The following is a 19,099-nucleotide window of genomic DNA, read 5'->3' as shown; positions in this document are numbered from 1 at the left end:
GTCAGCTTCCTCCACCCAGTACACGATAGACGGCCACCAGATTCTGGGCCCGCTGGCTCTGCACCTGCACCAGCGCCTGCTGGGCGGCGAACAGCGAGCGCTGCGCGTCCAGCACGTCCAGCGAGCTGGCGATGCCGGCGCGGTAACGCTCCTCGGCCAGCGCCAGGCGGCGCGCCTCGGCGTCCACCAGCGCGCCCTGCGCGGCGCGCTGCTCGCCCAGCGTCGCGCGGCCGGCCAGCGCGTCGGCCACGTCACGGAAGGCGGACTGGACAGCCTTCTCGTACTGCGCCGTCGCCGCATCCCGCGCGGCACGGGCGCCGGCCAGGTTGGCGCGGTTGCGGCCGGCGTCGAACAGCGGCTGGATCAGCGACGGCGCGAAGCTCCACACCGAGTTCTTGAACAGGCCCGACAGCTCGCTGCTCGCCGTGCCGAAGCTGCCGGTCAGCGTGATGCGCGGCAGGAAGGCGGCCCGGGCGGCGCCGATGTTGGCGTCGGCGGCGGCCAGCTGCGCCTCGGCCTGGCGGATGTCCGGCCGGCGCGTCAGCACCTCGCTGGGTACGCCGGTGGGCAGCTCGGCCAGGGGCTCGAAGTCGGCCAGCAGCCCGGTCGGCGCGGGCAGGCCGGGCGGCAGCGCCGAGCCCAGCAGCAGCACCAGCGCGTTCTCGTCCAGCGCGCGCTGGCGCTGCGTCTGGGCCAGCGCCACGCGCGCGGCCTGCAGCGCGGACTCGCCCGCGCGCAGGTCCAGCTCGCTCGCGATGCCACCGTCGAAGCGCTGGCGGATCAGGCCCAGCGACTGCTCGCGGCTGGCCAGCGTGTCGCGTGTGAGCTTGAGCAGCGCCTCGTCGGCCTGCAGCGCGATCTCGGCCGTGGCGACGGCGGCGACCAGCGCGTTGCGCACCGCCAGTTGGTTGGCCTCGGCGGCCAGCAGCTGGGCCTGCGCGGCGCTGCCGAGGCTGCGCAGGCGGCCGAACAGGTCGACCTCGTAGGCGCTGACCTGCAGGCCGGCCTGGTAAGTGCTGGTGATGCCGCCGCTGGCATTGGGCACGCGCGAGCCGGTGAGGCCGGCGTTGACGGTGGGCCAGAGGTCGGCATCGCGCGCGGCGGCAGTGGCGCGCGCGGCCTCGATGTTGGCGGCGGCCACGCGCAGGTCGCGGTTGTTGGCCAGCGCCAGTGGGATGAGTTGCTGCAGCCGCGCGCCCTGGAAGGCCTGCGCCCACGGCAGTTCGGCGGCCGCGGTGCCGCTGCCCCCCGCGTTCGGGAAGGCCGGGGCCGGCAGCGCGGCCTGGGCGGCTTCGGTGGCGCTGGGCTTCTTAGTCTCCGGGCCGGCGCAGGCGGCCAGCAGCGCGAGGGTGAGCAGCGAGAGCGCGGTTTTCATGCCTGGCTCCCCGACTCTTCCTCGCCCTCGTGGGCGTCGCGCCTGCGCTGCCGTTCGCTGCCGGGGAAGAAGCGGCGCACGACGACGAAGAACACCGGCACGAGGAAGACGGCCAGCATCGTGGCCGAGATCATGCCGGCCATGACGCCGGTGCCGATGGCGCGCTGGCTGGCCGAGCCGGCGCCGCTGGCGAGCACCAGCGGCATCACGCCGAGGATGAAGGCCAGCGACGTCATGACGATGGGTCTGAAGCGCAGGTGCGCGGCCTCGCGCACGGCGTCGAACACGCTCCTGCCGTGGGCCTGCAAGTCCTTGGCGAACTCGATGATGAGCACCGCGTTCTTGGCCGACAGGCCGATGATGGTGATCATGCCGACCTTGAAGTAGACGTCGTTCTCCAACCCGCGGAAGTTGGCGCCCAGCACGACGCCCAGCACGCCCAGCGGCACGACCAGCAGCACCGCCAGCGGGATGCTCCAGCTCTCGTACAGCGCGGCCAGGCACAGGAACACCGCCAGCAGCGAGAAGCCGAACAGGATGAAGGTGGTGGCGCCCGATAGCTTCTCCTCGCGCGACTGGCCGGTCCACTCGTAGCCGAAACCATCGGGCAGCTGGGCGGCGATCTTCTCCATCTCGGCCATCGCCGTGCCGGTGGACACGCCCTTGGCCGGTTCGCCGGCGATGCGCATCGTCGGGTAGCCGTTGTAGCGCACGGTCTGCAGCGGCCCGGTGATCCACTTGCTCGTCGCGAACGCGCTCAGCGGCACCGGCTGGCCGGCGCTGTTCAGCACGTTCAGCCGCAGCAGGTCCTCGGGCTGCATGCGCGCGGGCGCATCGGCCTGCACGATGACGCGCTGCAGCCGGCCGGCGTTGGGGAAGTCGTTCACATAGCTTGAGCCCAGCGAGGTGCCGAGCACCGCGTTGATGGCGCCGACGTTCAGGCCCAGTGCCATCGCGCGCTCGCGGTCGATGCTCAGCTCCAGCTGGGCGGCGTCTTCCAGCCCGTCGGGGCGCACGGCGTTCAGCAGCGGGTTCTTGGCCGCGGCGGCGAGCAACTGGCCGCGGGCCGCCAGCAGCTCGGCACGCGTGTGGCCGGTGCGGTCCTGCAGGCGCAGCGCGAAGCCGTTGGCGCGGCCCAGGTCGCGGATGGGCGGCGGGCTGGTCGGGAAGATCACCGCGTCGCGGATCTTGCTGAGCGCCGGGAAGGCGCGTGCCACCAGGCCCTGCGCCGAATGCTCGGCGCCGTGCCGCTCGTCCCAGGGCTTGAGCGTGACGAAGGCCAGGCCCGCGTTCTGCCCGGCGCCCGCGAAGCTGAAGCCGACCACGCTGACCATGCCGTCCACCTCGGGCTGCTTGAGCATGAAGTCCTCGGTCTGCTTCATGACCTCCAGCGTGCGCGCCTGCGTGGCGCCCGGCGGCAGCTGCACGTTGACGAGGATGTTGCCCTGGTCTTCATTCGGCACGAAGGACGTCGGCAGCTTCTGGAACAGCAGCACCGCCGCGGCGATGACGGCCGCGTAGACGAAGCCCATGCGCACCGCGCGGTGGATGAACTTCGCCACCCAGCCCTCGTAGCCCTTGGCGGTGCGCGCGAAGCCGCGGTTGAACCCGCCGAAGAAGCCGCGCTTGCTCGTGTGGTGGCCGGCCTCGACCGGCTTGAGCAGCGTGGCGCACAGCGCCGGCGTCAGCGACAGCGCGAGGAAGGCCGAGAACGCGATGGCCGAGACCATCACCGCCGCGAACTGGCGGTAGATGTTGCCGATGGAGCCCGTGAAGAAGGCCAGCGGCACGAACACCGAGATCAGCACCACCGTCACGCCGACGATGGCGCCGGAGATCTGAGACATCGCCTTGCGTGTGGCCTTGAGCGGCGACAGCCCCTCCTCGCTCATGATGCGTTCGACGTTCTCCACCACGACGATGGCGTCGTCCACCACGATGCCGATCACCAGCACCATGCCGAACATCGTCAGCACGTTGATGGAGAAGCCCAAAGCCAGCAGCGTCGCGAAGCTGCCCAGCAGCGCGATGGGCACCACCAGCGTCGGGATGATGGTGTAGCGGATGTTCTGCAGGAACAGGAACATCACGAGGAACACCAGCACGACGGCCTCGATCAGCGTCTCGACGACCTGCGAGATCGAGATGTCGATGAACAGCGAGCTGTCATACGGGATGGAGGCCTTCACGCCCGATGGGAAGTAGGGCTCCAGCGTCTTCAGGCGCGCCTTGATGAGCTTGGCCGTCTGCAAGGCATTGGCCGACGGCGCCAGCTGCACGCCGATGCCGACCGACGGCACGCCGTTCAGGCGCGTGGCGCGGCCGGTGTAGCTGTCGGCGCCCAGCTCGATGCGGGCCACGTCCTTGAGCCGCACGGTGGAGCCGTCGGCGTTGGCGCGCAGCACGATGTTGCCGAACTGCTCGACGCTCGTCAGCTGGCCGCGCACGACGACGGTGGCCGCGATGGTCTGGCCCGGCAGGTTGGGCAGGTCGCCGATGGAACCGGAGCTGACCTGCGCGTTCTGGGCCTGGATGGCCGAGTTCACGTCGGCCGGCGCGAGCCGGAAGCCGACCAGCTTGGCCGGGTCCAGCCAGATGCGCATCGCGCGCTCGGTGCCGAACAGCAGGCCCTGGCCCACGCCCGGCACGCGCTGGATCTCGGGCAGCACGGTGCGCGACGCGTAGTCGCCCAGCGCGATCGGGTCGAAGCCCGGGTTGCTGCTCGACATCATGATGAAGAGCAGGAAGTTCGGGTTGGCCTTGTCCACCCGCACGCCTTGCTGGATGACCGCCTGCGGCAGCCGCGGCTGCGCGCGGGCGTAGCGGTTCTGCACGTCGACCTGCGCCAGGTCGGGGTTGGTGGACGGGTCGTAGCTCAGCGTGATGGAGCCGGTGCCGTCCGCCTGCGCGACCGCCTCCATGTAGATCAGGCCCGGCGAGCCGTTCATCTCGCGCTCGATGACGCTGATGACCGAGTCCTCCAGCGTCTGCGCCGAGGCGCCGGGGTAGCTGACCGACAGCACGATGGACGGCGGCGCCACCGGCGGGTATTGCGCGATCGGCAGCTGCGTGACCGCGACGCCGCCGAGCACGAGGATGAAGAGGGCGATGACCCACGCGAAGATGGGCCGGTTGATGAAGAACTGCGCCATGTCGGGTCAGCTCTTCGATGCGGCCGAGGCGGGAGCAGACGCAGCGGGCGCCGAGCCCGGCGGCGTCCAGGCCACCGGCCGCGCCTTGCCGCCGGCCTTGACGCGCTGCAGGCCGTCGACGACGACCTTCTCGCCCGCCTTCAGCCCGCTCAGCACCAGCGCCTTGCCGCCCTGGGCCGGGCCCAGCTTGACCGGCCGCGCGCTGACGCTACCGTCGTCGGCCACCACCAGCACGGTCTCGCCGGTCGCGCCCCGCGCCACCGACTGCTGCGGCAGCCAGACGCCGTCGGCCACCTCGGCCTGCGCCAGCCGCACGCGCACGTACAGGCCGGGCAGCAGCAGGCCCTTGGGGTTGGGCAGTTCGGCGCGCAGCGTGATCTGGCCGGTGGCGGCGTCCACGCTGAGGTCCGAGAACAGCAGCTTGCCGGCCTCGGCGTAGACGCTGCCGTCCTCCAGCAGCACCTGCACCTGCGCGGCCTCCTTGCCGGCGGCGCGCTGCAGCCGGCCGTCGGCCAGCGCCTGGCGCAACCGCATCACCTCGGCGGCCGACTGCGTGAAGTTCACGTAGAGCTTGTCGATCTGCTGCACGACGGCCAGCGGCGTCGCCTCGCCCTGACCCACCAGCGCGCCCTCGGTGACCAGCGCGCGGCCGATGCGGCCCGCGATGGGCGCGGTGACGGCGGCGTAGCCGAGGTTGATCTGCGCCGTCTGCACGGCGGCCTTGCCGGCGGCCACGTCGGCCTTGGCCTGCAGCGCCGCGGCCTGCGCATTCAGCGCCTCCTGCTGGCTGACGGCCTGGCTCTTGGCCAGCGGCGCGTAGCGGTCGGCCAGCGCCTGGGCCTGCAGCAGGTTGGCCTCGGCGCGGGCCAGCGTGGCCTGGGCGCTGGCGAGCGTCGCGCGGTAGGGCGTGGCGTCGATCTCGAACAAGGCCTGGCCGGCCTTCACGTCGCTGCCTTCGGTGAACAGGCGCTTTTGCAGGATGCCGGCGGCGCGGGCGCGCACCTGGGCGACGCGGTAGGCCTCCAGGCGGCCTGGCAGCTCGGTGGCCAGGTCGGCGCGGCCCGGCGCCACGGTGACGACGCCCACCTCGGGCGGCGGCGGTGCCGCGGCCGTGGCCGGGCTGCTGGACTGGCCGCAACCGGCCAGCAGGCTGCCCAGCCCCGCGCCCAGGACGACCACCGCGCCAATGCGGGCGCTGCTACCCCATGCCAACTTCATCTTGTGACCTTGTTCGATTGCCTGTGGAGGGCCTCGCCCCCCCGCCGCCATGGGCCGTCAGGGGCAAAACGGGCAACTGTAGCGAGGCGTCATGAAGCGCGTTGGTGAAGCAACGCAAAGCCTCGCGGGCGCGTTTGCCGCTTCAGCCGTGGCCAGAAGTCACGTTGCCGACGGCCGAAGCGTTCTCAGGCTGCAGCCTGCAGCGCGGCCAGACGCGCGCGCTGCACGGCGCGGCCGATGTCGGCGCCCTGCGCGCCGCGCTGGATGGCGGCCGCGCTGACGGCGGCGAGGTCCACCTGCTGCGTCGCCGCCAGGTCGGCCGCCAGCCGTTCGCGCTGCGGGTAGTCGCGGTTCTCCAGGCCCAGCCGGCCGCGGGCGTCGCATTCACAGGCCCACAGCAGCTCGGCGAAGCGCTGCGGCCGGCGCCAGGCGTCGCAGCGTTCCAGCAGGCGCAGCCGCGCCTCCGCGCTGAAGGCGCCGCTCTGGTGAACATGGGTGTGCTCGCGCGCGACCAGCTCGGCCAGCTCGCGGCAGTCGCTCGGCACCTTCCAGCGCGCACTCACGCCGCGGGCCAGCTTCTCGCTGCGCACCTCGTGGGCGATGTGGCGCGGCAAGTCCTCCTTGCGCGTCGTGCCCTTGCCGAGATCGTGGCACAGGCAGGCGTAGCGCACGGTCAGCGGCGCCTGCTGCAGCGCGCATTGGTCCAGCACCATCTGGAGGTGGATGCCGGTGTCCACCTCCGGGTGGTGGGCTTCGGGCTGGGGCACGCCGTACAGCGCCTCCACCTCGGGCAGCAGCTTCTGCAAGGCGCCGGCCTCGCGCAGCACCTCGAGCATGCGCGAGGGCTTGTTCTCCATCAGTCCGCGCGACAGCTCCTGCCAGACGCGCTCGGCCACCAGCGCGTCCACCTCGCCGGCGGCCACCACGTCGCGCATCAGCGCGACGGTCTCGGGCGCGACCGTGAAGTCCGCGAAGCGCGCCGCGAAGCGGGCCAGGCGCAGGATGCGCACCGGGTCTTCGGCAAAGGCGGGTGAGACGTGGCGCAGCACTTTTGTCGCCAGGTCGCGCTGGCCGCCGTAGGGGTCGATGACCTGGCCGGCCTCGTCCTGCGCCATCGCATTGATGGTCAGGTCGCGGCGCGCCAGGTCTTGCTCCAGCGTGACGTCGGGCGCCGCATGGAAGGCGAAGCCGTGGTAGCCCGCGGCCGTCTTGCGCTCGGTGCGGGCCAGCGCCACTTCCTCCCGCGTGTCGGGGTGCAGGAAGACGGGGAAGTCCTTGCCGACGGGCAGGTAGCCGGCGTCGAGCATGTCCTGCGGCGACGCGCCGACGACGACCCAGTCATGGTCCTGCACCGGCAGGCCCAGCAGGCGGTCGCGGACGGCGCCGCCGACGAGGTAGGTTTGGAACTTGGGCATGCGCAGGATTCTGCGCGCCGCCCTCACCAGCGCGGCGCCACCTGCTCTCCCGGCAGCAGCTCGTAGGGCGGCTTCCAGGCCGGCAGTGCAGTCTTGAGCCGGTCACGCCAGGCGGCGATGGCCGGGTAGCGCGCGGCGATGTCGTAGCCGCTTTCTTCCACCGGGAAGAACTGGTAGCCGCACATCGAGATGTCCGCGATCGTCGGCGCGTCGCCCACCATGAAGGCCCGGTCGCTCAGATGCCTGTCGACGATGCCGAAGGCGTTGTCGACGCGGCTCTTGAACCACTGGGCCAGCGCCGGGTCGGGTGCGGTGGGCGCGAACGACTTCATGAAGCGGAAGGTGGCGAAGTAGCTGGTGAACTTGTGGTTGTCGAAGAACAGCCAGCGCAGCACGTCCTGCCGCTCGTCCTCGTTCGCGCCCTGGTACTGGCCGTGGCGTTCGGCGAGGAAGTGCAGGATGGCGGCCGACTGCGTGAGGCGCTTGCCGTCCACCTCGAGGATGGGCACCTCGCCCATCTCGTTCTCGGCTTGCCGCCACGGCTCGGACCGCGTCAGGCCGGCGGCGAAGTCGGCGAGCGGCACATGCCGCGCCGCCCAGGGCAGCCGCAGCGCCTGCAGCATCAGCGCCACCTTGTAGGTGTTGCCGGATTGGGAGAAGCCGTGGAGTGTGATCATGCGAATCAGCGTTGTTCGGGGGGAAGCCCGTTCAGGGCCTGGACGAGGCGGGCGTGCGCTTCGAGATCGACTGGCCGCAGTTTGGGCACGGTCCTGGCGGGGTAGCCGCCGAGGTGGTTGCCGCCCTTCCAGTCATGGCTGGGCCTGACCGGCCGCGGCACGAAGCCACCGCCGCAGTTGGGGCAGACGTTGCCAAGCAGGCCTTCGGCGCAGTTGGCGCAGAAGGTGCACTCGAAGCTGCAGATGCGGGCATCGAGCGACGCGGGATGCAGCGCCACGGCGCAGTGCTCGCAGCGGGGACGAAGCTCCAGCATGTCAGCGGGCCTGGCGGTAGGGCTCGTCCTCGACGATGAAGTCCTGCTCGCGCATCGCGTCGGCGATCCAGTCCTCCACCGCCGGGTGGGCCAGCAGCGCGTCGCGGTAGGCCGCCGCGGCCTCGGACACCGGCAAGCCGAAGCGGCTCAGCCGCACGGCCACCGGCGCGAAGTAGGCGTCCGCCGCGCTGAAGGCGCCGAACAGGAAGGGCCCGCCGCTGCCCGCGAGCGCGTCGCTCCAGGCGGCGTCCAGCCGCGCCACGTCGGCGCGCAGGGCCTCGTCCTCGGCCCACAGCCTGGCGCCGACGTCGGGGAAGAAGACCTCGATGTTCATCGGGCAGACGGTGCGCAGCTGCGTGAAACCGGCATGCATCTCCGCGCACAGGCTGCGGGCGCGGGCGCGGGCCTGGCGGTCGCGCGGCCAGACGGCGTGCTCGGGATGGCGTTCGGCGACGTACTCGGCGATGGCCAGCGTGTCCCAGACGGTGAAGCCGTCGTCCTCGACCAGCACGGGCACGCGCTTGGTGGGGGTGAGGGCGGCGATGGCGCGGCTCCAGGGCGAGCCCTCGCTGAAGTCGAAGCGCAGCTTGTTCTCTTCGAAGGGGATGCCGAAGGCCGCCAGCAGCACGCCGCTGCGCATGGACCAGGACGAGTAGTTCTTGTTGCCGATGTAGAGCTTCATGGGTCCTCGTGGGTTGAAGCCGGCGAGCTTAGGCGGCGCGCGGCGCGAGCGGGATGAGCAATCCGCAACGGATTAATGCTTGGCGCGCCAGGCATCCAGCCGCGCGACGCCGGTGCCGGGGGCCAGGTAGCCGGGCAGCACGGCCTCCAGCGCGGTGGGCTGTATGCCCAGTTCGGCCAGGCCCGGCAGGCCGCCGCCGGGCACGTTGGGCACGCTGAGCGAGGCCAGGTTGTCGCGCGACAGCAGCGGCTCGCCGGGCAGGCATTCCAGGGCCAGCGCCTGCAGCGTGGCCAGCGGCGCGGGCAGGGCGAGCACGGGTCGCTCGTGCCCGGCAGTGCGGCCGGCCTGGCGCACCAGCTCAGCCAGCGTCAGCTCGCGCGGGCCGGCGGTCTCGTAGGTCTGGCCGATGGCCTCGCGGCGCAGCAGCACCTCGACGATGGCGCGAGCCAGGTCTTGCACCCAGACCGGCCGCAGCCGCGCGTCGGCGCCGCCCAGCGGCATGACGGGGAAATGCTTCTGCAGCCGCGCGAACAGGTTGACGCTGCGGTCGCCGTCGCCGAACAGCAGGGACGGGCGCAGCAGCGTCAGCTCCAGGCCGCCGGTCTGCGTCGCCACCTGCAGCACGGCCTCGCCGGCCGCCTTGCTGCGCAGGTAGCGCGACGGTGCATGTTCGGCCACGCCCAGCGCGCTGACGTGCACGAGGCGGCGCACGCCGGCGCCGGACATCGCCGCGGTGATGCGCCGGGGCAGCTCCACATGCACGTGCTCGAAGGCCGCCGCGCTGCCTTGCAGGATGGCGATCAGGTTGACGACGGCGTCGTGGCCCGGCACCAGCCGCGGCAGGTCGCGGAAGACATCCGCCTGCACGAGGGTGACGCCTGGCAGGCTCTGCAGGCTGCGCGCATGCTGCAGGCGGCGCGTCGGCACGGTGATGCGCGCGTCGGCGCCCAGGCGGCGCGTCAGCTGCTCGCACAGCGCCCGGCCGACGAAGCCGCTGCCGCCGAGGATGAGGACCGAGAAGCTCATGGGGACGACCCTCCGACCGCCGCGGGCGGCACGTCGCTGACATCGGCGGCGCGCGCGCCGGCCGGGCCGACGCTGGTGCCCAGGCGCTCGCGCAGCCGGGTGGCCGGCAGGCCCAGCACCTGGGCGTAGACGGCGCCGCCCAGCAGCACCTTGCGCACGTAGTCGCGCGTCTCGTTGAAGGGGATGTTCTCGGCCCAGATGGCGGCGTCGATGACCGGGCCGTCGCGCCAGCGCGCGGGCCGGCCCGGGCCGGCGTTGTAGGCCGCCGCGGCCAGCGCCTGGGCGCCGTCGAAGCGGTCCAGCACCAGCTTCAGGTAGTTGGTGCCGATGCGCAGGTTGAAGTCGCGGTCGTGCATCAGGTCGGGGCTGTATGACATGCCGACCTTCTTGGCCGTCCATTTGGCGGTGGCGGGCATGACCTGCATCAGGCCGGCCGCGCCGACGTGGGAGCGCGCGTCCAGCACGAAGCGCGATTCCTGGCGGATCAGGCCGTAGACGTAGGCGGCATCCAGCCCCGCGGCCTGGGCTTCGCGCGTCAGCTCGGCGCGGTGCGGCAGCGGGTAGCGCTGGGCGATGTCGATGTCGGTCTTGGTGCGCTCGCTGGTGTTGATGCAGCGGTCCCAGACCTCGCGGTCGCAGGCCTCCTGCGCGGCGGCCAGCAGCGCGCGGTCGCTCATGCCGCGCAGCGAGAAGTTCCATTCGCGCACGCCCTCGCTGCGCAGGCCCAGGTCGATGAGGCGCAGCGCCCGCGCCAGGCCCGGGTGGCTGCGCGCGGCGCGGCGCTCCTCGGCGGTCAGCGGCGCGGGCACGGGCGGCAGCGGCGTCGGCAGGCCCAGGTCCTCGGCGGCCAGGCGGCCAAAGTAGTTCAACGGCGTCGCCGCCAGCGTGGCGAGCTGGGCGCGGGCGGCGGCGGCATCGCCCTTCAGCCGGGTGGCGCGGGCCTTCCAGTAGACCCAGGCCGGGTCGCGCTGCTCGGCGTCGCTCATCTGCTCGATGGCGCGCAGCGCGATGGCCGGCGCCTTGCCGCGCAGCGCGGCGCGGGCGGCCCAGGCGAGGGCGTCATCGCTCCACTCCAGCTCCGGCGCGAGCCTGCGGGCGCGCTCGAAGGCGTCGACGGCATCGTCCTGCAGCCGCAGCGCCGACTGGCGGCCGATCTGCACCCACAGCCAAGCCTGCAAGTCCTTGGGCAACTTGCCCCATTTCTCGCTCAGCACGTCGCCGGCCTGGTCGGGGTCGCTGCCGGCGACGCGGGCCAGCGCCAGCGCCGTCAGCTCGGCCTCGGCACGCGGCGTGGCGCGGGCCTTGCGGGTCAGGTAGCGGCCGGCGTTGTCCTGCAGCTCGGCCAGCTTTTGGTCCAGCGCCTTGTTGGCCAGCAGCGCGACGGCCTGGCGCGCGGCGCGCGGGCGGCCCTGCTCGGTGGCCTGGCGGGCGCGGGCCCAGAGGGTCTCGGGCTTGAAGAGGCCGGCGTCGACGAAGTTGCTGGCCAGCTCGCGGCAGCCGTCGTCGCCGTCCTTCTGCGCCATCCAGGCAGTGCGGGCGGTGTCGGCGCTGACCTTGTTGCCGGCCAGGTGGTCGGCCAGCAGCGCATAGCAGGCCACCTCGCGGTCGTCGCGCATCTGGTAGTTCGCATGGTCGCGGCGGAAGTTGGCCCAGTCGCGCCGGCGGCCGAGTTCCAGCAGCCAGTCGTTGCGCAGGCGGTCCTCGACATAGCTGCCGGGGTAGCGGGCGTAGAAGGCGTCCATCTCGGGCTGGCGCACGTCGGTGAGCCGCGCATTGAGGTCGAAGTACTCGACCCAGCCGGTCAGCGGATGGCCCTGGGCGCGCGCCGTGTCGACCAGCGTGGCCAGGCGCTTGCGGTCGCGCTTGACCCAGGCCTCGCGCGCCTGCACGGCCGGGTCGTCGTCGGCCTGCGGCGCCGCGGCAGCCGTCGCGACGAGCGACGCCGCCATCAGCACGGCCAGGGCCGCGCGGCCGATGCATTGCAGAACTCGCCCACCCATTTGACTCATGCCTACCGCCACTACCAAGCGGGCCAATTTAACCCAGGGCCCTTGTCCCTCACACGCACTTTGCCGTTCGCCACGAGCTAGGGGCTGGCGACCCGGCCGCGGCGCCTCTACCCTCGCGGCCCACCGACGAGGAGAGCGCCGATGAAGAGCCCCGCCCAACGCCTGGCCCTGGCGGCCGCCGCGCTGCTGTTCAGCCTGGCCGCCCACGCCGACCCGGAGGTCTACCCGACGCCCGGCACGCCAGCGCCGGCCACCAGCTTCGTCGCCGCGGCCAGCGGCCAGCTCAAGGCCTTCTATACCGGCCAGGCCGGCGGCCTCACCAACCTGCTGGGCGCGCGCATCAACGGTGTCGACGGCGCCATCGGCCTGAGCAACCACGGCAGCGCCTATGGCGACAGCTTCGTGCTGGGCACGGTGGCGGCGGGCGACAGCCTGGTCTTCTTCATCGACATCGACGGCAGCGGCGTGCGCTTCTACAGCGACCCGGCGCTGAACAGCGATGGCGTCAACCACGCCTGGGCGTCCACCTATGCGGGCGACGCGCTGGTGCCGGCCGGCACCCATGTCGCCTTCGAAGACCTGGAAGGCGGCGGCGACCTGAACTACCGCGACCACAGCTTCGTCTTCCAGATCAGCGCCGTGCCGGAGCCGGCGAGCTGGGCGTTGCTGCTGGCCGGCGCGGCCGTGCTGGCGAGGCGCCGCCCCCGCCGCTGAGCCGCGCGCTCAACCCAGGTTCCAGCCCTCGATCACGAAGCGCAGCCGGCCGCGGATGCCGGGGTTGGTGGGCTTCATCTTGCCGTTGGCGGCCACCGTGCTGCTGTCGAAGGGCACGCTGACCTCGATGCGGCCCGACTTGAGCTGGACCGCCGCGATCTCGGTGTCGGCCATGGACACGCCGGCGTCCTGCCAGGCGTACTTGACCTTCCAGGCATCGCCCTCCTTCACCGGCGGCACCATCTCCAGGATCAGCGCGTTGCGGAACAGGTAGCCGCCCTCGAAGTGCTCGCTCAGCCACAGGCGCTTCTCGATCTCGTAGTCGGGCACGCGCACGCCCAGCGTCATGCCGTAGGCCAGGGAGCGGCGGTGCTTGTTGACCTTGGCCCAGTTGGCGAGGAAGACGCTGCTGAGGTACAGGCTCGAAGTCTTCTGCCAGTCGGCGTGCGAGACGCAGGCGACGGAGTCCTCCTCGGACGTGCGCCTGGTGAGGTACCAGAGCTTGCCGCGCGGCGAGGCCAGCACTTCGATCTGGTACAGCGCGTTGACGGCGCGGCCCGCGTCGGCCTCCTTCTGGACCGCGTCGGGCAGGCGGATGTCGTCGATCTCCAGCCACAGGTCCACGCGCACGTCGCCGAACAGGAAGCGGGCCAGGTTCTGGAAGCCCTCCTCGCTGTTGACGATGCCGAAATAGCCTGAGTGCGCGCGGTAGACGAAGGCCTTGGCGCACTGCTCGGTGATGTTGCCCTTGCCGTCCAGGCCGCACAGCGTGGCGTTCTCGATCTTGACCAGCCCGTCGCTGCCATGGCCGACGAAGGCGCGCGACATGCCGGCGGCGGCTTCGTAGTCCATGCGGTTGCTGCCCACCAGCGTGAACACGCGGCGCGACGGGAAGCGCGCCTCGGGGATGAGGTCCACCCGCTTGTGCTTCTTGGCGGCGGCGGCCAGGTCCAGGTAGGCCGGCATGCGCTGGTCGCGGTCGAAGTTGGAGATGTCGTTCAGGCTCAGCCAGGACGGGATGTTCTGCCCCATCACGTCGATGCCGTTGTGCGGCGTCGCGTAGGTGAAGAACTTGTCGACATGCTTGACGACCTTCGCGGTGTCCAGCGCGGGGTTCTGCAGGAAGGCGCGGCAGACCAGGCCGCCCATCGAATGCGCGACGAGGTAGCAGCGGAAGTCCGCCGGCGCGATGCCGTTGTCGGGGTTCTTGCAGACCAGGTCGCGCACGCGGGCGACGAGCTGGGACAGGCCGCGGGCGAAGTCCTCGATCTCCGGCGTCTTGCCGCTGCCGAGGTAGGAGGAGGCGGCGTCGTAATAGCGGTAGATGACGATGCTGCGGCTGCCGAGCTTGTTGCTGGTGGGCTTGCCCATGGAGTCGGCCTCCCACTCGGCGTCGACGATGTCGTAGCCGTCCTCGTAGACATCCTGGTAGCCGTATTCCGACGCCAGCCGCACGACCGGCGACTCGAACACGTACTTGCGCGGCCGCTCGTCCTTGCTCGGCACGGCGCGGTACATGGTGGAGCCGAGGTTGAAGCCGCAGAACGGGTCGGCCGTGGTCTCGTCGATCTCGCCGCGCGACATGGCGTAGCCGCGCACATAGATGATGGGATGGAAGGGGGCGTGGGGTGTCGGCATGGTCAGCTCCCGGGTGGCGACGCGTTGACCATAGCCGCAGGCGGGCCGCGCGAGCCGCCGCGCGGGCTGCCGGCATCCACAGGGCTGGGGAGCGCGCGGCCCTGGGTTTTCCATGGGTTGTAATGGCCGCACCCCCCGACCGCCCTGCGACGATGAGTGCTGCCCACCCCGACCGACCCACGCTGCGCCGCGAGCTGCTGGCCGCGCGCCGCGCGTTTGCCGCCTCCCCCGCTTTCCAGACCGCGCAGGCGGCGCTGCTGCCGCAGCTGCATGCGCTGCTGGCCCAGCTCGAGCCCGAGCTGCTGGGCGTCTACTGGCCGCTGCCGGGAGAGTTCGACGTCGGCGCCCTGCCCTATGCGCGGGCGCTGCCGTTCGCGCGGCGCGAGCCGGCGGAGATGGTCTTTCGCCGCTGGGACGGCGCCGAGCCGGATGCGCAGGACGAATGCGGCATCGCCACGGCGAGCGGCGCGGTCGCCGTGCCCGACGTGGTCCTCGTGCCCTGCGTGGGCTTCACGCGCGAGGGCTTCCGCCTCGGCTATGGCGGCGGCTATTTCGACCGCTGGCTGGCCGCCCACCCCGGGGCCACCGCCATCGGCGTGGCGTGGTCGGGGGCCGAGACCCATTTCGCCGTCGAGGCGCATGACCGCGCGCTGACGCTGATCCTGACCGAGCGCGAGCTGGTCGCCCCTGACTGACCCGAAGGAAGCCCTCGCCGATGCACGACGGAATGACGCTGATCTCCACGCTGGCCGCCGCCTTCGGCCTGGCCCTGGTGCTGGGCCTGCTCGCGCAATGGGCGCGGTTGCCGGCGCTGGTGGGCTATCTGCTGGCCGGCGTGCTGATCGGGCCGCACACGCCCGGCTTCGTCGGCGACGTGCACCTGGCCCAGCAGCTGTCGGAGGTGGGCGTGATGCTGCTGATGTTCGGCGTGGGCCTGCATTTCTCGGTGCACGACCTGGTCTCGGTCAAGGGCATCGCGCTGCCCGGCGCGCTGGTGCAGATGGCCGCGGCGACCGCCATGGGCGCCGGCTTGGCGCACGGGTGGTGGGGCTGGGGCCTGGCGGCGGCGCTGGTGTTCGGCCTCGCGCTGTCGGTGGCCAGCACGGTGGTGCTGCTGCGCGCGCTGGAGTCGCGCGAGCTGCTGCACAGCGGCAACGGCCGCATCGCCGTGGGCTGGCTGGTCGTGGAAGACCTGGCCATGGTGCTGGCCCTGGTGCTGATGCCGGTGCTGGGCGGCAAGGGCGAGGGCAGCTCGGGCGGCAGCCTGGCCGTCACCATCGTCACGACGCTGCTGGCCGTGGCCGCCTTCGTCGCCATCATGCTGGTGGCCGGCCGGCGGCTGCTGCCGTGGATGCTGTGGCAGGTCAACCGCACCGGCTCGCGCGAGCTGTTCACGCTGGCCACCGTGGCCGCCGCCGTGGGGCTGGCCGTGGGGGCGGCGGCGCTGTTCGGTGTCAGCGTGGCACTGGGCGCCTTCTTCGCCGGCCTGGTGCTGCGCGAATCGGCCTTCAGCGAGCGCGCCGCGCACGAGAGCCTGCCGCTGCGCGACGCCTTCGCGGTGCTGTTCTTCGTCGCGGTCGGCATGCTGTTCGACCCGCGCATCCTCCTCGAGCAGCCGCTGGCGGTGCTGGCGACGGTCGCGGTCATCCTGGTCGGCAAGACCATCGCGGCCGGCGCCCTGGTGCTGCTGCTGCGCTACCCGCTGTCCACGGCGCTGACGGTGGCCGTGAGCCTGGCGCAGATCGGCGAGTTCAGCTTCATCCTGATGGGCCTGGGCCAGAGCCTCGGCCTGGTGCCGCCGGAGGCGACCAGCCTGATCGTGGCGGGCGCCATCGTGTCCATCGCGCTCAACCCGCTGCTGTTCTCGGGCGTGGAGCCGCTGCGGCGCTGGGTGCTGAAGCGCTCCGCCTGGGCGCGCAAGCTGGAGGCGCGCGACGACCCGCTGGCCGAGCTGCCGGCCGACACGCCCGAGGCTTCGCTGGCCGGGCAGATCGTGCTGGTGGGCCATGGCAGCGTCGGCACGGCGCTGCGCGAGCAACTCGGCGACCGCCCCTTCGTCGTCATCGACCGCGACCGCGAGGTCGTCGAGAAGCTGCGCCATGCCGGCCAGGCCGCCGTGCTGGGCGAGGCCACCGAGGCGATGACGCTGGTGCAGGCCCACATCGCCCAAGCGGCCTGGCTGGTGATGGCCGTGGCCGACGTGCGCGGCGTGCCGGCCATCCTGGCGCTCGGCCGCCAGCTCAACCCCACGCTGCGCTGCGCGGTGGTGGCGCACACGCCGGAAGAGGCCCAGTGGCTGGCGGAGGCCGGCGTCAACCACGTGCTGCGTTCGCAGCAGGCGCTGGCGCAGGCGTTGGCTCGCGTGATCGCGGCCTAGGCCTTCTGGCGCTGGCCGTCCAGGGCCGCTACAGCTCCCGGGCCGAAATAGACCAGCGCCGACACATACCGCCCGCTGCCGGCCGCGCTGCGCAGCAGCGGCTTCATCCAGCCGGCCGCGGCGGCCGGCTGGATGGCCAGGGCCATGGGAAGTCCTTGACAACGGATGCCGGATGTTCGGGCCGGCGGGGCGGCCTGCGCAACCGGGTCAAACGCCGGCGAGCTGGTCGCGCGTGAGGGCCGCCTGCTCGCGCACCCAGTCGGCAAACTGCTGCACCTCAGGCCGGCGCGCGGCGTTCGGGCCCAGGATCATCCAGTAGCTGAACGGGCAGCCCAGCCGGCGGCCCTTGCCGAAGGGTTCCACCAGCTCGCCGCGCTGCAGGTGCTCGTGCACCAGCGGCAGGCGGGCGAGCGCCACGCCCTGGCCGGTCAGCGCGGCCTGTACCTGCTGGTAGGTGAAGTTCAGGTACAGCCAGCGGCGCGGCTGCAGCTCGGTCTCGCCCTGCTCGTTCAGCCAGCGCCGCCAGCTCAGGAACTCGGCGCTGGGGCGGGCGTCGTCTTCCTCGGCCAGCGCATGGCCGGCCAGGTCGGCGGGGGTCTTCAGCGGCGCCGGCGGGTTCTGCAGGTACCAGGGGCTGACGGCGGGGGACAGCAGCTCCTCGAACAGCTGCACGGCCTCGGCCGGCACGGAGGGGCGGTCGTCGTAGCGCAGGGCCAGGTCGATCTCGCCATCCTCCAGGTCCACCTTGCGGTCATAGGCGGACACGCGGATGTCGATGTCGGCATGCTCGCGCTGGAAGGCCTCCATGCGCGGGATCAGCCACAGCGAGGCGAAGGACGCGAAGGTGCTGACGTTGACGACGCGCCGCCCGCGCGAGCGGCGGATCTGGCGCACCGTCTGGTCCAGCCGGGACAGCACGGCCACCGCGGTGGGCAGCAGCTGGGCGCCGTCGCTGGACAGCTCCACCTTGCGCGTGCCGCGCAGGAACAGTACGCAGCCGATCTCCTCCTCCAGCGACTGGATCTGGCGGCTGATGGCCGACTGCGTCAGGCTGAGCTCGTCGGCGGCCGCGCGGAAGGACAGCAGGCGGGCGACGGCCTCGAAGGCGCGCAGCGGGCCGATCGAGAGGGGCCTCTGGCGGACGGGTTGATTCATGCGTGGATAGTATCAATCCGCGCGCCGCAATCATTGGACCGCCCTGGGTGAACTCAGCAGAATCCCTGACATCAACCCAGGAGAGTCATCATGAGTGATGCGCAATCTGTTTGGCATTTGGACGGTGGCCGGGCCCTGACCCTGGCCGGCAGCGCCGAGGCGCGCCGCCTGGCGGTGGCCCAGGGCCGTGTCTGGCTGACGCTGTCCGGCACCGCCGATCAGCCGGCCGAGGACCAATGGCTGCAGGCCGGCGAGGCCGTGGCGCTGGCGCCGGGCCAGACGGCCGTGCTGGAAGGCTGGCCGGCGGCGGATTTCGAAGTGCTGGTGCCGCCCGTTTCAACCGCGAGCCGCGGCCTTCTTGGCCGGCGCTTTTTTGGCGGCTGACTTTCTGCCGGTGGCGGGCTTCTTCGCCTTGGCGTTGGCGGCGCGCAGCGCGGCCTCGAACGCCAGCCGGGCCCACGGCAGCATCAGCGGCGGCGACTCCAGCGCCTCTTCGGGCGCGCGGTAGTAGCCCGTCACGGTGCGCTCGCCGGCCTTGGTGAGGAAGCTGAAGGGCACGCAGCCGGCCGCGACGAAGCGCTCGCGCGTCACGTCGTCCGTCTTCAGGAACAGCTGCCCATCGGCAATGAGGGCGGCGAACAGCCCGTCGATGTAGAAGCCGCGCCCGCCGAACATCGCGCGCGTGCGCACCGGGCCGAGCGGGGACAGCAATTCGACGCAGAGATCGGTGAAGGGATCCATGCCGGCGAATGTAAGCTCCACCGCCATGGATGCGAACGACCGCGCCGCGATCCGGCACAAGCTGATCGAGCAACGCCTGGCACTGCCGGACCGGCTGTCCCTCGCCGAGCAATTGCAGGAGGTGCTGCGGGTCTGGCTGCTGCGCCGGCCCGAGACCACCATCGGTGCCTACTGGCCCATCAAGGGCGAGTTCGACCCGCTGCCGGCGCTGTACCGCTGGGGCGAGGATCACCCCGAGCGACGCATCGGACTGCCGGTGGTCGACAAGGTGCACGGCACGCTGCGCTTTCACGTCTGGTACCCCGGCTGCCCGATGGAGGAGGACGCCTTCCACATCCCCAAGCCCAAGGGCACCGAGGAATTCCAGCCGCAGTTGATGCTGGTGCCCTGCCTGGGCTTCGGCCCGTGCGGGCTGCGGCTGGGGTATGGCGGCGGCTTCATGGACAAGACGCTGGCGGAGATGCGGCCCCGGCCGGCCGCCGTCGGCATCGGCTATGCGCATGGCTTCCTGCCGCTGCTCAAGCCCAGCCCGCTGGACGTGGCGCTGGATGCGATGCTGACGGAGGAGGGCGTGGTCTGGGATCGGGAGGGGTGAGGGCGCAGGTT

General features: G+C 71.9%; 18 protein-coding genes. 5 read left to right on the top strand and 13 right to left on the bottom strand.

What is annotated here, in order from left to right; all coding sequences use genetic code 11:
* Position 1: 1 nt before the first annotated feature.
* The 9 genes from ASD35_RS12740 to ASD35_RS12700 all read right to left on the bottom strand — a co-directional run bounded on the left by ASD35_RS12740 (position 2) and on the right by ASD35_RS12700 (position 11,868).
* Complete coding sequence (locus tag ASD35_RS12740; RefSeq protein WP_056875309.1) at positions 2-1,375, bottom strand: efflux transporter outer membrane subunit; 1,374 nt, start codon at positions 1,373-1,375, stop codon at positions 2-4.
* Entirely contained in the window at positions 1,372-4,527 is a 3,156-nt protein-coding gene (locus ASD35_RS12735) for an efflux RND transporter permease subunit (protein WP_056875308.1), read from the bottom strand. Before ASD35_RS12735 ends, ASD35_RS12740 begins: the two co-directional genes overlap by 4 nt.
* Positions 4,528-4,533: 6 nt before the next feature.
* The gene (locus ASD35_RS12730) at positions 4,534-5,745 is read right to left on the bottom strand and encodes an efflux RND transporter periplasmic adaptor subunit (protein WP_056875307.1); all 1,212 of its coding nucleotides are present in this window, start codon (positions 5,743-5,745) and stop codon (positions 4,534-4,536) included.
* Positions 5,746-5,930: 185 nt separating this feature from the next.
* On the bottom strand, positions 5,931-7,160 hold the full coding sequence (locus tag ASD35_RS12725) for a multifunctional CCA addition/repair protein (RefSeq protein ID WP_056875306.1): 1,230 nt from the start codon (positions 7,158-7,160) through the stop codon (positions 5,931-5,933).
* Positions 7,161-7,183: 23 nt separating this feature from the next.
* The gene (locus ASD35_RS12720) at positions 7,184-7,837 is read right to left on the bottom strand and encodes a glutathione S-transferase family protein (RefSeq protein ID WP_056875305.1); all 654 of its coding nucleotides are present in this window, start codon (positions 7,835-7,837) and stop codon (positions 7,184-7,186) included.
* 5 nt (positions 7,838-7,842) lie between these two features.
* A complete protein-coding gene (locus ASD35_RS12715; RefSeq protein ID WP_056875304.1) occupies positions 7,843-8,151 on the bottom strand; it encodes a DUF1272 domain-containing protein in 309 nt (102 codons plus the stop codon).
* A 1-nt stretch (position 8,152) separates the two neighbouring features.
* Positions 8,153-8,833: a glutathione S-transferase family protein gene (locus tag ASD35_RS12710; protein ID WP_056875303.1), complete on the bottom strand. Its 681-nt coding sequence runs from the start codon at positions 8,831-8,833 to the stop codon at positions 8,153-8,155.
* A 72-nt stretch (positions 8,834-8,905) separates the two neighbouring features.
* Positions 8,906-9,859: a complex I NDUFA9 subunit family protein gene (locus ASD35_RS12705; RefSeq protein WP_056875302.1), complete on the bottom strand. Its 954-nt coding sequence runs from the start codon at positions 9,857-9,859 to the stop codon at positions 8,906-8,908.
* Complete coding sequence (locus tag ASD35_RS12700; RefSeq protein WP_235538334.1) at positions 9,856-11,868, bottom strand: lytic transglycosylase domain-containing protein; 2,013 nt, start codon at positions 11,866-11,868, stop codon at positions 9,856-9,858. The genes ASD35_RS12705 and ASD35_RS12700 overlap by 4 nt, the downstream gene beginning before the upstream one ends.
* A gap of 141 nt (positions 11,869-12,009) precedes the next feature.
* Here ASD35_RS12700 and ASD35_RS12695 point away from each other — a divergent pair, with 141 nt between their 5' ends.
* Positions 12,010-12,582, top strand: coding sequence for a DUF4114 domain-containing protein (locus ASD35_RS12695; protein ID WP_056875301.1), 573 nt, complete (start codon positions 12,010-12,012; stop codon positions 12,580-12,582).
* Between the two features lie 9 nt (positions 12,583-12,591).
* Here ASD35_RS12695 and ASD35_RS12690 read toward each other — a convergent pair whose 3' ends face one another.
* On the bottom strand, positions 12,592-14,220 hold the full coding sequence (locus tag ASD35_RS12690; protein ID WP_056875300.1) for a triacylglycerol lipase: 1,629 nt from the start codon (positions 14,218-14,220) through the stop codon (positions 12,592-12,594).
* 152 nt (positions 14,221-14,372) lie between these two features.
* Here ASD35_RS12690 and ASD35_RS12685 point away from each other — a divergent pair, with 152 nt between their 5' ends.
* Positions 14,373-14,915: a 5-formyltetrahydrofolate cyclo-ligase gene (locus ASD35_RS12685; protein ID WP_056875299.1), complete on the top strand. Its 543-nt coding sequence runs from the start codon at positions 14,373-14,375 to the stop codon at positions 14,913-14,915.
* A 20-nt stretch (positions 14,916-14,935) separates the two neighbouring features.
* A complete protein-coding gene (locus ASD35_RS12680; protein WP_056875298.1) occupies positions 14,936-16,597 on the top strand; it encodes a cation:proton antiporter in 1,662 nt (553 codons plus the stop codon).
* Here ASD35_RS12680 and ASD35_RS27180 read toward each other — a convergent pair.
* Together ASD35_RS27180 and ASD35_RS12675 are read right to left on the bottom strand one after the other, a co-directional pair.
* Positions 16,594-16,743 carry a hypothetical protein gene (locus tag ASD35_RS27180; RefSeq protein WP_157275525.1) on the bottom strand — a complete coding sequence of 50 codons (150 nt, stop codon included), beginning with the start codon at positions 16,741-16,743 and terminating at the stop codon, positions 16,594-16,596. The two genes, ASD35_RS12680 and ASD35_RS27180, sit on opposite strands and share 4 nt — an antisense overlap.
* A 61-nt stretch (positions 16,744-16,804) precedes the next feature.
* A complete protein-coding gene (locus ASD35_RS12675) occupies positions 16,805-17,752 on the bottom strand; it encodes a LysR substrate-binding domain-containing protein (RefSeq protein ID WP_056875297.1) in 948 nt (315 codons plus the stop codon).
* A gap of 90 nt (positions 17,753-17,842) precedes the next feature.
* Between ASD35_RS12675 and ASD35_RS12670 the strand changes: the two genes are divergently transcribed.
* Positions 17,843-18,136, top strand: a complete 294-nt coding sequence (locus ASD35_RS12670; protein WP_082580119.1) for a DUF2917 domain-containing protein — start codon at positions 17,843-17,845, stop codon at positions 18,134-18,136.
* On the opposite strand, the gene ASD35_RS12665 is transcribed toward ASD35_RS12670, so the two are convergent.
* Complete coding sequence (locus ASD35_RS12665) at positions 18,089-18,493, bottom strand: TfoX/Sxy family protein (protein ID WP_056875295.1); 405 nt, start codon at positions 18,491-18,493, stop codon at positions 18,089-18,091. The two genes, ASD35_RS12670 and ASD35_RS12665, sit on opposite strands and share 48 nt — an antisense overlap.
* On the opposite strand from ASD35_RS12665, the gene ASD35_RS12660 reads away from it, so the two are divergent.
* A complete protein-coding gene (locus ASD35_RS12660; protein ID WP_235538333.1) occupies positions 18,492-19,088 on the top strand; it encodes a 5-formyltetrahydrofolate cyclo-ligase in 597 nt (198 codons plus the stop codon). The two genes, ASD35_RS12665 and ASD35_RS12660, sit on opposite strands and share 2 nt — an antisense overlap.
* Positions 19,089-19,099 lie beyond the last annotated feature (11 nt).

Source organism: Pelomonas sp. Root1444, from assembly GCF_001426885.1.
GTDB lineage: Bacteria > Pseudomonadota > Gammaproteobacteria > Burkholderiales > Burkholderiaceae_C > Pelomonas.
This window is presented reverse-complemented; position numbering and strand designations above follow the sequence as displayed.

Coding starts and splice junctions, on each gene's coding strand:
- ASD35_RS12740 (WP_056875309.1), bottom strand. CDS start 1,375: ATGAAAACCGCGCTCTCGCTGCTCACCCTCGCGCTGCTGGCCGCCTGC.
- ASD35_RS12735 (WP_056875308.1), bottom strand. CDS start 4,527: ATGGCGCAGTTCTTCATCAACCGGCCCATCTTCGCGTGGGTCATCGCC.
- ASD35_RS12730 (WP_056875307.1), bottom strand. CDS start 5,745: ATGAAGTTGGCATGGGGTAGCAGCGCCCGCATTGGCGCGGTGGTCGTC.
- ASD35_RS12725 (WP_056875306.1), bottom strand. CDS start 7,160: ATGCCCAAGTTCCAAACCTACCTCGTCGGCGGCGCCGTCCGCGACCGC.
- ASD35_RS12720 (WP_056875305.1), bottom strand. CDS start 7,837: ATGATCACACTCCACGGCTTCTCCCAATCCGGCAACACCTACAAGGTG.
- ASD35_RS12715 (WP_056875304.1), bottom strand. CDS start 8,151: ATGCTGGAGCTTCGTCCCCGCTGCGAGCACTGCGCCGTGGCGCTGCAT.
- ASD35_RS12710 (WP_056875303.1), bottom strand. CDS start 8,833: ATGAAGCTCTACATCGGCAACAAGAACTACTCGTCCTGGTCCATGCGC.
- ASD35_RS12705 (WP_056875302.1), bottom strand. CDS start 9,859: ATGAGCTTCTCGGTCCTCATCCTCGGCGGCAGCGGCTTCGTCGGCCGG.
- ASD35_RS12700 (WP_235538334.1), bottom strand. CDS start 11,868: ATGAGTCAAATGGGTGGGCGAGTTCTGCAATGCATCGGCCGCGCGGCC.
- ASD35_RS12695 (WP_056875301.1), top strand. CDS start 12,010: ATGAAGAGCCCCGCCCAACGCCTGGCCCTGGCGGCCGCCGCGCTGCTG.
- ASD35_RS12690 (WP_056875300.1), bottom strand. CDS start 14,220: ATGCCGACACCCCACGCCCCCTTCCATCCCATCATCTATGTGCGCGGC.
- ASD35_RS12685 (WP_056875299.1), top strand. CDS start 14,373: ATGAGTGCTGCCCACCCCGACCGACCCACGCTGCGCCGCGAGCTGCTG.
- ASD35_RS12680 (WP_056875298.1), top strand. CDS start 14,936: ATGCACGACGGAATGACGCTGATCTCCACGCTGGCCGCCGCCTTCGGC.
- ASD35_RS27180 (WP_157275525.1), bottom strand. CDS start 16,743: ATGGCCCTGGCCATCCAGCCGGCCGCCGCGGCCGGCTGGATGAAGCCG.
- ASD35_RS12675 (WP_056875297.1), bottom strand. CDS start 17,752: ATGAATCAACCCGTCCGCCAGAGGCCCCTCTCGATCGGCCCGCTGCGC.
- ASD35_RS12670 (WP_082580119.1), top strand. CDS start 17,843: ATGAGTGATGCGCAATCTGTTTGGCATTTGGACGGTGGCCGGGCCCTG.
- ASD35_RS12660 (WP_235538333.1), top strand. CDS start 18,492: ATGCCGGCGAATGTAAGCTCCACCGCCATGGATGCGAACGACCGCGCC.
- ASD35_RS12665 (WP_056875295.1), bottom strand. CDS start 18,493: ATGGATCCCTTCACCGATCTCTGCGTCGAATTGCTGTCCCCGCTCGGC.